The organism is uncultured Thiodictyon sp., assembly GCA_903837595.1.
Classification (GTDB): Bacteria; Pseudomonadota; Gammaproteobacteria; order Chromatiales; family Chromatiaceae; genus Thiodictyon.
Genome location: CAILVI010000034.1, coordinates 1 through 11,797, shown reverse-complemented (window position 1 = coordinate 11,797; position 11,797 = coordinate 1). Strand labels below are relative to the sequence as shown.

Here is an 11,797-nt window from a genome sequence, read left to right as displayed (position 1 = left end):
GGTGTCGTGCGAGGTACCCAGGGTGATGAAGCCGTGGTTGGCGACCACGTCGTAGACCCCGTGCGGCACGAGCAGGCCACTGGCCAGGTGGCGATAATCGTGGTCGTAGACCCGTTGCGCGGTCGTGCTGTCGCACTGCCCGTGCCGGTGCAAGGTTCCCAGCAGTTCCTTTTTCTTGGTGTCGATGCACCATACCGCAATGCCACGCGCCCGCGCGAGGCGCTGCAACGCGGCGATGTGGCGAAACTGCTGGTCACGTTCCTGGGGATCGACCTGGCCAGTGATCAACTCCTTACGCAGGCTCCGCCGCCGAAAGCCGGCCTGCGCCAACAGTTTCGCTGCCGTGTTACGACTGACCGTAACGCCCAAGACCATCAGTTCCCGCGCCAACTGCATGGGCTTCAGATCGGTCCAGCGCACCAGCGGATCGGTCGGACTGCCCGCACTGTGGGCCTCCAGCACCTCGCTGAGCGCCGCTCTCCAGACCGGCTCCTCCTGCGTCAGCGGCGGTCGACCGCCACCGGGGCGGCGGATGCGCGTGGCGTCCCCACTGGGGCGTTGCGGATGATGGGGGTCACCATCGCGCATTTGCTCCAACTCGCGAATCCCGGTATAGCGTGTGCGCCGGCTCATCCCCAATACCCGGGCGACATACGCCACACCGCCCAAGCCAATCTTCAAGGCCTCCAGCGCGGCGTAGCGGCGGCGATGGTCCTCCGGCAACGACCGACAATACACGCGCATCGTCTCCTCGTGGGCGGCCTCGTAACCGGCAAACTCGTTCATGGTGGCGTCTGGCGTCCAAATAACCGGCACTCATGGTCGCAGGAAGACCGCGGTTTTTCAACTGCGTAGCAGCTGCTATACATAAATCCCCTGAGCTAACATGAGTAACTTGTTAATGAACCGTTCCTTATCGGCCTCGCCCTGTGGGTACAGGATCCCTACGGGATAGTCGATCGAGTAACCAAATCGTGCATTCTGATATGTTTTATGATGATCGGCGAGCACGACCTGACTCAATACAGTAAAGACGAAAAACACCAAAAGGTAACGCACGTTCTTGAGCTCCGATTGTGACCCCGGTCAGGGGCGTGAATTCCGGGGGGCAGTATACTTAACTCAGGTTTTGCGTGAACCTGATTTAATTAAACTGTCCCCGGACTTTAGGGATCGGTACCGGCCACAGGCGTTCCCGGCGCAGAGTGTCTGACACTTGCGTGACACCGCTGAGCGGTGTCACGAGAGCGGGGGTGAGGTTCGGTGGCCGGGATAATGATCAAGGCCGCCGCAACGATGATCAACGCCCCCGCGCCAGATGGGCGCGTACCATCTTGATCTCGCCATAGGAATAGTCATCGCCGAGCGTCTGCTTGGCAAGGGTGAGCGCATCAGGCCCGGTCTGCTCAAGCATGGCGGCGATCCGCGCGAGCTTCTCCTGATTGACGAAATCCGTGATGGCGAGCTTGCCGCTGCGGATGTAATGGGCCAGATGGACCTCAATGGTGGTGGGCTTGAGCGAGCGGCGGCTGGCGATCTCTTCAATGCTCAAGCCCTCCTGGTACAACTGATAACTGATCAGTCTGGTGCTGGCTTCCGATGCATCGGCTTCGGTCTTGTCCGGCTGACCGGGGTGGGGGACGGTCGCGGGGTCGATGCCTTGGCTCCGGCACCAGTCTGAGACGGTGCCCAGTATCTCACGGCCGTAGCGTTCGACGGTCTGCTTGCCGATCCCTTTGACAGCGGCCAGCGCATGCGGGTCTTGCGGCAGGGTGTCGGCGATCTGTCTCAGTATCGCTCGGGTCAGGATGCGGTAGCGGGTGACGCCCTCGCGCTCTTCCTCCGCCGCCGTTTGGTCCCGCCAACGCCGCAGCGCACCCAGCAGTCCGTGGTCCCCGGCATCGTCGGGCCGCGGGGCGGGCCCTCGATCCGTTGGCGGCCCGCTGGGCTCGGCGTCGATCCGTGCTTTGGCCAGCGCGCCCAGATGGGCGGCCGTCGCGAATCCCTCCCGGCAGCTCGCAACCCCTGCGGTCTTGACCGCCAGCTCTTTGCGCAGTTCGTCGACGGCCTGGTGCAGCGTCTTGCGCAGCGCCTTGTTGTCGGTTCCGAACGAGAAGGCATCAAGCCAGGGGCGCAGCCCCTGCTGGAGCTTTTCTGCGAAATAGGCGGACGCCTTGCGCAGACGCTCCTGCACGCGCGCGTCGTCCTCCGGGGTCAGGTCCTCCCGAAACAGCGATCGGAGCTGGCCCCGGAACTTGGCGGCGACGGCGACGACCGCATCAAGGGTCTGTCGCTCCAGCGCGTCGATGGCATCCAAGCCGTTCGCATCGACCACCCGCCGGTTGTCGCGCAGCAGGCCGAGGAGGCGCCGCAACCGGGCGCCGAACTCGTCGAAGTCCCAGCATTCCAGGAGCAGCCGCTGTTGGTAGGCGATGCGTGCGCGATCGATCCGGTCCTGGGTCGGCGGGTAGCGGGTGGCCTCCGCGACATAGTCCGCGACCACCGGATCGGTCATCACCGCCCGGCGCGGGATCGGGGTGCCGAGCACCAGGCCCTCGAAGGTCTTGCAGCGGCTCAGGGCCACATAGACCTGCCCGGGCGAGAAGGCCGCCCCGGCGTCGACGATGGCCCGCTCAAAGGTCAGGCCCTGGCTCTTGTGGATGGTGATGGCCCAGGCCAGGCGCAGCGGGTATTGGGTGAAGCGGCCGATGACCTCCTCGGAGATCGCCTTGGTCTCTTGATCGAGGCTGTATTGGATGTTCTCCCAGGTGACCGGCTCGACCTCGATTGAGTCCTCCTCACCGGGGCAGCGCACGACGATGTGCTGGTGCCCGAGGTGGGTGACGGTGCCGATCTTGCCGTTGAAATAGCGCTTCACCGGTGCGGCTTCATTGCGCACGAACATGACCTGGGCGCCTTGTTTCAGGGTCAGGGTCTCGGCGGTCGGATAGCTGTGCGCCGGGTAATCGCCCTCAATCCTTGCGGCGAATGTGTGCGCCTTGCCGCCGAGCGCGGTGAGGCGCGTCTCGTTGATGCGATCGGCGCCCTGATTGTGCGTCGTCAGGGTGACAAAGCCCTCCGACTCCCCGGGCCGGAACCCGGGCTGATAGCGGGAATTCAGCCGCTCCAGGGTCGCCTCGTCCAGCCGATTGTCGCGCACCCGATTGAGCAGCTCGATGAAGTCCGCATCGGACTGGCGGTAGATGTGCTCGAGCGCAATCGGCACCACCTCGGTCGCTTGCAGTGCCCGGCTGCCAAAAAAATACGGGGACTCGTAGAAATCCCTCAGGATGGCCCAGTCCTGCCCGGGCACCACGGGTGCGAGCTGATGCAGGTCGCCGATCATCAGGAGCTGGACGCCGCCGAATGGCCGGTGGGAGCGGCGCTCCCGGCGCAGCACGAAGTCGACCGCATCGAGCAGGTCGCAACGGACCATGCTGATCTCGTCGATCACCAGCAGGTCCAGGCCCTGGATGATCTCGCGCTTCTGCCGGCTCAAGCGCTGCTGCGCCGCCTGGCGCTGCGAGTCCCCGCCGGGCACGAAGGGTCCGAACGGGAGTTGGAAGAAGGAGTGTAGGGTCACGCCGCCGGCATTGATCGCGGCCACCCCGGTTGGGGCGGTGACGACCGTGCGTTTGGGCAGGTCTGCCTTGAGTGTATGCAGGAAGGTGGTCTTGCCGGTACCGGCCTTGCCCGTCAGAAAGACGCTGAGGTCGGTGCCGCGGATGAGCTCCTGCGCCAACTGCAACTGAGGATTGGGCATGTCCGTCTCCACGACGATGCGGGGCGGCGCTCATTGTCCGGCTTTTCTGTCCTTGCGGCCACTCGTGGGCCGGCTTCGATCGGGCAGACCTGCCAACCCGGCCAACGCCAGGACCGCCTGCTTGGCCCGCGGCGTTCTGCGGCATAATCACCCGATCGCCGTCCAGACTCTCGCGAGGCCCTGACCCATGTCCACCCGCAGACTCAGCCCCATCGCCATTATCGTCGCCATGCTGTCCCCGCTGCCGTCGTCCGTCGGCGCGGCGCCATTGCCGGACGGCTTCGTCTATCTGCGCGAGACCGCTCCCGAGATCCCGCAGGACATGCGCTATTTCGGCAGCCACAATTTTATCGGCCGCCCGATCGACGGCTACCAGGCGCCGGAGTGCATCCTCACCCGCGCGGCCGCGGCGGCACTGAAGGCGGTGCAGGAGGATGTGGCCGCCGCCGGCCTGCGGGTCAAGGTCTTCGACTGCTACCGCCCGACGCGGGCGGTGGCGCACTTCGTGCGCTGGAGCCAGGACGTGGCGGACCAGCAGATGAAGCCGGAGTTCTATCCGCACATCGACAAGGCGGACTTCTTCCGGCTGGGGTATGTCGCGGAGCGCTCCGGTCACTCCCGCGGGAGCACGGTCGACCTGGCCCTGGAGCCCGCGGCGGCCGGGCTGACCCCGGTCGCCGCGGTGAGCGATCAGCCGCTGGTGGCCTGTACGGCGCCGCAGGCGCAGCGCTTTCCCGACAGCCCGCTCGACTTCGGCACCGGCTTCGACTGCATGGACCCACTCTCGCACCCGGACAGCGGCGCGGTGCCGGGCACGGCCCAGCACAACCGTGCGCTGCTGGCCCAGGCGATGGACCGGCACGGCTTTCGCGCCCTGACCACTGAGTGGTGGCACTTCACGCTCAAGGCCGAGCCCTTCCCGGAGACCTATTTCGACTTCCCGGTGACGGCGCCGGGCGCCGGACGCGAGTAAGCTGCGCCGGATCGTCTGCACCGCAAGACTTGGAGACCATGCAACCAACCAAGCTCACCCCCGAATTCGCCCTGATCCGCGCCCATTTCGCCGCCCTCGGGTCAGCGCGGGCCGACGTGCTGCTGGGCGTCGGTGACGACTGCGCGCTGCTCGCGGTGCCGCCCGGGCAGCAGTTGGCGGTGAGTATCGACACCCTGGCGGCTGGGGTGCATTTCCTGCCCGACTGCGACCCGGAGGCGATCGGTCACAAGTGCTTGGCGGTGGGCCTGAGCGATCTGGCGGCGATGGGGGCCGAGCCCGCCTGGGCGACCCTGGCGCTCACCCTGCCGGCGACGCTCCCGCGGGAGTCGCCGGACTGGTTGCCGGCCTTCGCCCGCGGCTTTGGGCGCCTGGCGCAGGCCCACGCTGTCGCGCTGGTGGGGGGCGATACCACGCGCGGTCCGCTCTCCATCACGGTGCAGGTGCATGGGCTGGTCCCGGTGGGTGCCGAGGTCCGGCGCTCTGGCGCGCGTCCGGGAGACCTGGTCTGTGTCAGCGGGGCCTTAGGCGACGCGGGGCTGGCCCTGCGGGAGTTGCTGGCCGGGCAGGTGCCGCCGCCGGCGCGGCGTGCACGGTTGGAGCGGCCGACCCCGCGGGTCGCCCTGGGGCTCGTCCTGCGGGGCTTGGCGACCGCCATGATCGACTGCTCCGACGGGCTGGCGGCGGACCTCGGTCATATCCTGGAGGCGAGCGGGGTGGGGGCGGAACTGGACCTGGCCGCCCTGCCGCTGGAGGGGGCGGTGGCCGCGGCGGTGGGCCGGGGTGGGGACTGGGGACTGCCGCTCGCCGCGGGTGACGACTATGAACTGTGCTTCTGTCTGCCGCCCGTGTACCGGGAGCAGTTACCGGAGCTCGCCGCGCGCTGTGGCTGTCCACTGACCCCTATCGGACGGATACTGAGCGGTCCCGGGCTGAACTGTCGGGCAGCCGATGGGGCGCTGGTGGCGCTGGAGCGCGTGGGGTTCGATCACTTTGGGTGAGTGGATTCCCGATGCAGTTCAGCAAGGCTCGCGATAGGCGCACCGAGCCTTGACCGGCCACCGCGCCTCGCGGCAACCCGTCGCGGCCGGGGGCCGCTCCTACAGGGATAGGAGTGTCCGTCGGTCGCGGTGGATCTCACCGACTGCGGCTAACCAATCATTGATATGGGATTGTCATCGTTACTATGAATACAGATGAACAAGTCATCACCCAAACCAGGAAATGGGTCGCCGACGTCGTGGTCGGATGCAATTTCTGTCCCTTTGCCGCAACGCCGGTCAAGCGGGATACCATCCATTACCAGGTCGATCGTGCGACCGACCTGGAGGCCTGTCTGACGGCGCTTCTGGCCGAATGGCGCAGGCTGGATGAGCATCCGGAGATTGAAAACACGCTGCTGATCTTTCCCGATGCCTATCCGGAGTTTGCCGAGTATCTGGACCTGGTGGCCATGGCGGAGGACCTGCTGGCCGCGGAAGGTTATGAGGGCACTTATCAGGTTGCTGGTTTTCACCCGGATTACTGCTTTGCCGATGTCCCGCCGGACGATCCGGGCAACTATACCAACCGCTCAATCTATCCGATGCTGCATCTGATCCGCGAAGAGGGCCTGGAACAGGCGCTGGCTCATTACAAAGACCCGGACGGCATTCCGGACCGGAATATCGCATTTGCCCGCGAAAAGGGGCTGGCGTATTTGAAAATGCTGAGAGACGGCTGTCTTTAGGACAAAAAAAGGGGCCGCGTCAGCGGCCCCCAGCGCTCGCGTGTGAACTGACCGGGGGGCGCTCCCCCGGGTCAGGCTGACTCTCAGGCGCCCCCGACCGCGTTTCCAACGATCGGCGGCTTGGTCATGGGTTGGCTGCCGGTCGCGGCACCGTTCCCCTTGGGCGGGGTGGCTTGGCCGGTGTCCTCGGGGGGCTCGCGTACCGGGCGGCCGTTCATGATGTCGTCGATCTGGTCGCGGTCGATCGTCTCGAAACGCAGGAGCGCACTGGCCATGGCGTGGAGCTTGTCCATGTTCTCCAGGAGCAGGTTCTTCGAGCGCTGGTAGTTGCGGTCGATGATGATCCGCACCTCCTTGTCGATCGCCTCGGCGGTGTCACCCGAGATCTGCCGCTGCTGGGTCACCGAGTGCCCCAGGAAGACCTCGCCCTCCTCGTCCGCGTAGGCCAGGGGACCCAGGTTGTCGGAGAGGCCGAAGCGGGTGACCATCTTGCGGGCGATGCTGGTCGAACGCTCCAGGTCATTGGATGCGCCGGTGGTGACATGCTCGGGCCCGAAGATCAGTTCCTCCGCCAGGCGCCCGCCGAACAGACTGGAGATCTGGCTCTCCAACTGGCGCTTGCTCATGCTGTAGCGGTCGCGCTCCGGCAGGAACAGGGTGACGCCGAGCGCCCGGCCGCGCGGGATGATGCTGACCTTATGCACCGGGTCGTGCTCCGGCACGAGGCGGCCGACGATGACATGGCCGGCCTCGTGATAGGCGGTGAGCTTCTTCTCGGTGTCGGACATGACCATGCTGCGCCGCTCCGCACCCATCATGATCTTGTCCTTGGCCTTCTCGAACATCTGCATGTTGACCGCGGTGAGCCCGGCACGGGCGGCGAACAGGGCCGCCTCGTTGACCAGATTGGCCAGATCGGCACCGGAGAACCCGGGGGTGCCGCGGGCGATGGTGCGCGGGACCACGTCATCGGCCAAGGGCACCTTGCGCATATGCACCTCCAGGATGGCGGTGCGGCCGCCCAAATCCGGCAGGCCGACGACCACCTGGCGGTCGAAACGCCCCGGGCGCAGCAGCGCCGGGTCGAGCACGTCCGCCCGGTTGGTGGCGGCAATGACGATGATGCCCTCATTGCCGGCGAAGCCGTCCATCTCCACCAGCAACTGGTTCAGGGTCTGCTCACGCTCGTCGTGCCCGCCGCCCAGCCCGGCGCCACGGCGGCGCCCGACGGCGTCGATCTCGTCGATGAAGACGATGCAGGGCGCGCTCTTCTTGGATTGCTCGAAGAGGTCACGCACCCGCGAGGCGCCGACACCGACGAACATTTCCACGAAGTCCGAGCCCGAGATGCTGAAGAAGGGCACCTTGGCCTCCCCGGCGATCGCCCGCGCCAGCAGCGTCTTGCCGGTGCCGGGCGGCCCGACCATCAGCACCCCGCGCGGGATGTGCCCGCCTAGGCTGGAGAATTTCTGGGGGTTGCGCAGGAAGTCCACGAGTTCGCCGACCTCCTCCTTGGCCTCTTCACAGCCGGCCACGTCGCGGAGCGTCACCTTGACCTCGCCCTCCGCGTGCTGGCGGGCGCGGCTCTTGCCGAAGCCGAAGATGCCGCCGGGTCCGCCGCCGCCCCCCTGGCGCCGCATGAACCAGAACCAGACGCCGATCATCAGTACGAAGGGCAGCCAGGCGGCCAGCATCTGCCCCACGACACTGGGCTGTGACGGGGGCTCGGCGCGGATGGTGACGCCGTTTTTCAGCAGATCGGCCACCAGCCCGGGGTCGCCCGGGTCATAGGTGTCGAAACGGCTGCCGTCGGTGCGGGTACCCTTGATGCTCTGATCCTGGATGCGCACCTCCTGGATCGAGCCGGCGCTGACTTCACTGAGGAACTGGCTGTAGCTCAGGGTGCGGGCCTCCATTTGGCTGGGTCCGCTCAGGCCGTTGAGCATCATCACCAGCCACAGGGACACGGCGACCCAGAGCAGGATATTCAGGTTCTTGGCATTCATGTTCCGCTAGTATCCTCGGCAAAATGCGGCGCCGCGGTGAGGCCACGGCGCTGTGTTGCGAACTACATCGGGGCAGGGGGGGCAAAACCAAAGGCGCGGGGGCGGTTGCGTCCCCGCCGTTGAGGGTCCCCGGGCGCGACGTTGCGGTGCCGCGTCAGACGCCACCGAACAGGGTCGCGATACGGGCCTGGATCGCCTGGGCTGCGGCATCTGGATCGGCCGCGTCGCGGATCGGACGGCCGATCACGATATAGTCGGCGCCGCTGCCAAAGGCCTGCTCCACCGTCACCACCCGCTTCTGATCGTCCTCGGGGCGGTTGTCGACCGGACGGATGCCGGGGGACACGATGAGGAACTGGGCACCGAGGTCTTCGCGCAGCCGCGCCGCTTCCAGTCCGGATGAGATCACCCCGTCGCAACCCAGTCGCAGGGCCTTGCGGGCGCGCGCCAACACCAGTTCCTCCACGTCGCATTGGAAGCCGAGCGACTCAAGGTCAGTGCGGTCGAGACTGGTCAGCACGGTCACGGCCAGGATCTTGAGGTCGTGCTTCTCCCGCACGGCCGCCTCCAGCATGCTGTCGTTGCCGTGGACGGTGGCGAAGTCCACCCCGCGATCACGCAGTTGGCGAACCGCCCGCCCCACGGTTTCCGGCACGTCGAAGAACTTCAGGTCGCAGAACACCCGCTTATTTTGGCCGAGCAGCCATTCGATCAATTCGAAATAGCCGTCGGCCATGAAGAGCTCCAAGCCGATCTTGTAGAACCGGACGGTGTCTCCGAGGTCGCCGACGAGGCGCTGCGCCGCAGCGCGGTCAGGCACGTCCAGCGCGAGAATCAGTCGCTCGGCGACGGGAATGTCTTTGTTGGACAGCAGGGCGCTCATGGCTGAAACCTCGGTGATTATGGCACCGCAGTTTAGGCCCTCGCCTGCCCGCTGTCGACTTGGGCGGCGGTCAGGACCCCGGGCGCGGGTTCCAGGCGCCGGCAGGACGGCGCTTAACCGACGGCCCCGGAACGCGCCCTTGGTTGACCCTCATGGTCTGCGCCAGCCCCGCATGCGCGGGCGCGGCCAGCGCCCCCGGGATCGTCTGGAAAAAACCGCAAAACGCCCGCGGTTGGGGGCCACCCCTGGACCCAGGTCAGCGCGATCATGAGCGCCGATCCGCTCACCCTGAAAGGCGCCCGACACCTGTCCATGGCAGCAGCGATGATCAAGATCGTCGTCTCAACTCACCCAAGCCCGCCTGCAACGGCGGTTTGCACCCGCTCCCAATCCCGCGGAAACCCGCCAGAGCCACCATGCGGCGACGCATCATGACTGGCGACTTTCGCAGCGACCTTGTGCGGTGACTCCCAACGCCTAGGAGTCACGTCAGCGACCTTCTGTATTCGCTCCCAAGGTCTGGTAGACGCGCCAGAGACCTTCTACATTGATGCAGAGACATTCTGCATCGGTTCCCAAGCGTTTTGCGCAAGATCGCTCGGCGGTCGCAACAATTTGAATATATTATACATTTCAGCCTTGGGCCAAGAGGTTGAATCTGCAATCCAAATGTTCACCGTTGCAGGTTCTCTTGGGTTTCCCGTGGAAACATATCTTTATAAAAAGAGGTAGATAGGCCCCGGTGACAAAAATCCAGCGACCGTAGTAGCAACGGCTTGAGGCGCCGTAAGCCTCTGATTTTCTGTGCGTACAACTTGTATCCAACAAGATCTAGATAGATGCGTTGAAAGAGATGTCCTGCGTTGAGAATACCGTAGCAACGCCGCTTAATCACCTTAATCTTGTTGTTCAGCCCTTCCACGAAGCCACTGGTATGCCGCTCCAAGAAATAATTGCTAATCTCGTCTTTGCGTGCCATAAGCATTTTCACGAAGCCATCAAAGCAGCGAACCTCACTATGCTTTACGCGGACCGCCCCGCCGTTGAGTAGATGCTTGGCCTGAAATCGGGTAATATCTTTATCGTAGATAGCTGTCAGTTGGTCGCGAAATAAATGAGCCTGCTTCGATCGCGGCGAATATTTAAACAGCTTTTCCAGAACAGCCTTTTCCTCGTCTGTCAAATCCGCTTCTTTCTTGCGTAACGCCCACATGAAACCTTTTTATTTCTTGTAATCTACTGTCGAAAGGACTCGCTGAAGACGTTTCAATTCTTTCTTGCGTAGAGTCTCGAGCCCTTCACGATAGAGCTTGGCGACATGAAAGCGATCCGCAACGATACGGACTTTTTTCCCGAACACTTCCTTTGCAGCATTGATAAAACCGTCATACATATCAGAACAGACGTACCATACAGAAATTCGTAACCGCTTGGGAATGCTTGAGAAAAACTGCTTTACGATCTCTTGATACCCCAAACACTTGGATCTTATCGTCGCTGCGACCAGTAACTATGGCCACAAAATCCTGATGTCCTTTCTTTAGCGAAATCTCATCAATGCCGAGCACATCTAATTTTTCGATACTCTCCCAGTTGACCGCTTTATCGATATTGCGGTCGACGACGCCACTGACTAATTCGTAGCGGACCTTCTCCTTGATTGCGACATCCGCGATGGTGCTGTTGACGCAAGACAGTAAGATGCGCTGCTCAAAGGCTTTCGTGAAACCGCTCCTGCGCGTGAACCAGCTGACTTGCTGGGTTGTCGTTGGTTGACCATCGCAATCACATTGATATCGCGGAAAACGAATTCGTAGGTAAACCTGCTTCCCAAGGATATCTGGATGACGCAACTCAATAGATTCACCATAACCATTTGACTTTTCTATTCGCTTTCCGCATTTGTGACAATGCGTACATTTTTCTGTGCTTATCACAGTGAGGATGTAATTTCCGCTTCTATCTTCAAAGGCATCCTGGATTTGAATATTTGGCAGATCAATTAATAGGTCCATAGCTTGCTTAAGTGACGTGGTCTTAGACTTGATGGCGCCCTCCAGTTCTTCGTAAGGTCATGTAATATAAGTATATCATAACCTGCTGAGTTCCCAGAGAGCCAAAAGTCCGTTGCGTAATAGGCATCTCCAATCAGAATCTCGCCCCGCAGGAGGGTATCGAGCAGGGATCGCAGCAGCGTTTGCTCGTCGCTGCCCTTGCCCACACAGGGACCGATGGCGGCATCCAGCAAGGCCCCGGTCGCGAGGCAGAGCAAGACCACCATCCGAAAGATCGGGAACCCCAGCCCGGCCTTCTGGCTCTTGGGCTGCGGATACTCGGCCTGGTTTTCTGGGGTATCGGCCAAGGTCATCGTCGCCCCGTCGGCGAGGCGCACCCGCCGATTCCGCCAGTGCCACCAGGCCGGCGC

8 protein-coding genes and 2 pseudogenes are annotated in these 11,797 nt (G+C 63.5%); 3 read left to right on the top strand and 7 right to left on the bottom strand.

The genetic code is table 11. The features are described from left to right. Positions 1-786: ISAzo13 family transposase (locus tag QZY44_RS02265; protein ID WP_295441673.1), on the bottom strand; the 786-nt coding region annotated here is incomplete at its 3' end. Positions 787-1,300: 514 nt separating this feature from the next. Further along, positions 1,301-3,763 (bottom strand): helix-turn-helix domain-containing protein, encoded by a 2,463-nt coding sequence (locus tag QZY44_RS02260; protein ID WP_295441670.1) that lies wholly within the window; start codon positions 3,761-3,763, stop codon positions 1,301-1,303. Between the two features lie 187 nt (positions 3,764-3,950). Here QZY44_RS02260 and QZY44_RS02255 point away from each other — a divergent pair, with 187 nt between their 5' ends. The 3 genes from QZY44_RS02255 to QZY44_RS02245 all read left to right on the top strand — a co-directional run bounded on the left by QZY44_RS02255 (position 3,951) and on the right by QZY44_RS02245 (position 6,483). After that, complete coding sequence (locus tag QZY44_RS02255) at positions 3,951-4,736, top strand: M15 family metallopeptidase (protein ID WP_295441667.1); 786 nt, start codon at positions 3,951-3,953, stop codon at positions 4,734-4,736. Between the two features lie 38 nt (positions 4,737-4,774). Beyond that, complete coding sequence (gene thiL / locus QZY44_RS02250) at positions 4,775-5,755, top strand: thiamine-phosphate kinase (RefSeq protein ID WP_295441665.1); 981 nt, start codon at positions 4,775-4,777, stop codon at positions 5,753-5,755. Positions 5,756-5,940: 185 nt separating this feature from the next. Further along, positions 5,941-6,483 (top strand): DUF1415 domain-containing protein, encoded by a 543-nt coding sequence (locus QZY44_RS02245; protein ID WP_295441662.1) that lies wholly within the window; start codon positions 5,941-5,943, stop codon positions 6,481-6,483. 83 nt (positions 6,484-6,566) lie between these two features. Here the strand turns inward: QZY44_RS02245 and ftsH are convergent, their stop codons facing one another. From ftsH to QZY44_RS02220, 5 genes and pseudogenes are all read right to left on the bottom strand, one after another. Next, positions 6,567-8,489 (bottom strand): ATP-dependent zinc metalloprotease FtsH, encoded by a 1,923-nt coding sequence (gene ftsH, locus QZY44_RS02240; protein WP_295441659.1) that lies wholly within the window; start codon positions 8,487-8,489, stop codon positions 6,567-6,569. 154 nt (positions 8,490-8,643) lie between these two features. Further along, entirely contained in the window at positions 8,644-9,372 is a 729-nt protein-coding gene (pyrF, locus tag QZY44_RS02235) for an orotidine-5'-phosphate decarboxylase (protein WP_295441656.1), read from the bottom strand. A 673-nt stretch (positions 9,373-10,045) separates the two neighbouring features. After that, positions 10,046-10,849 (bottom strand): annotated as a pseudogene (locus QZY44_RS02230) (transposase). Then, positions 10,767-11,387 carry a transposase family protein gene (locus QZY44_RS02225; protein WP_295441654.1) on the bottom strand — a complete coding sequence of 207 codons (621 nt, stop codon included), beginning with the start codon at positions 11,385-11,387 and terminating at the stop codon, positions 10,767-10,769. Before QZY44_RS02225 ends, QZY44_RS02230 begins: the two are co-directional and overlap by 83 nt. A gap of 98 nt (positions 11,388-11,485) precedes the next feature. After that, positions 11,486-11,797, bottom strand: a pseudogene (locus QZY44_RS02220) (transposase); the annotation flags it as partial.

Excerpts from the sequence above, each read along its gene's own strand:
- QZY44_RS02245 (WP_295441662.1), top strand. The coding sequence starts at position 5,941 with ATGAATACAGATGAACAAGTCATCACCCAAACCAGGAAATGGGTCGCC.
- ftsH (WP_295441659.1), bottom strand. The coding sequence starts at position 8,489 with ATGAATGCCAAGAACCTGAATATCCTGCTCTGGGTCGCCGTGTCCCTG.
- QZY44_RS02255 (WP_295441667.1), top strand. The coding sequence starts at position 3,951 with ATGTCCACCCGCAGACTCAGCCCCATCGCCATTATCGTCGCCATGCTG.
- pyrF (WP_295441656.1), bottom strand. The coding sequence starts at position 9,372 with ATGAGCGCCCTGCTGTCCAACAAAGACATTCCCGTCGCCGAGCGACTG.
- thiL (WP_295441665.1), top strand. The coding sequence starts at position 4,775 with ATGCAACCAACCAAGCTCACCCCCGAATTCGCCCTGATCCGCGCCCAT.
- QZY44_RS02225 (WP_295441654.1), bottom strand. The coding sequence starts at position 11,387 with ATGGACCTATTAATTGATCTGCCAAATATTCAAATCCAGGATGCCTTT.
- QZY44_RS02260 (WP_295441670.1), bottom strand. The coding sequence starts at position 3,763 with ATGCCCAATCCTCAGTTGCAGTTGGCGCAGGAGCTCATCCGCGGCACC.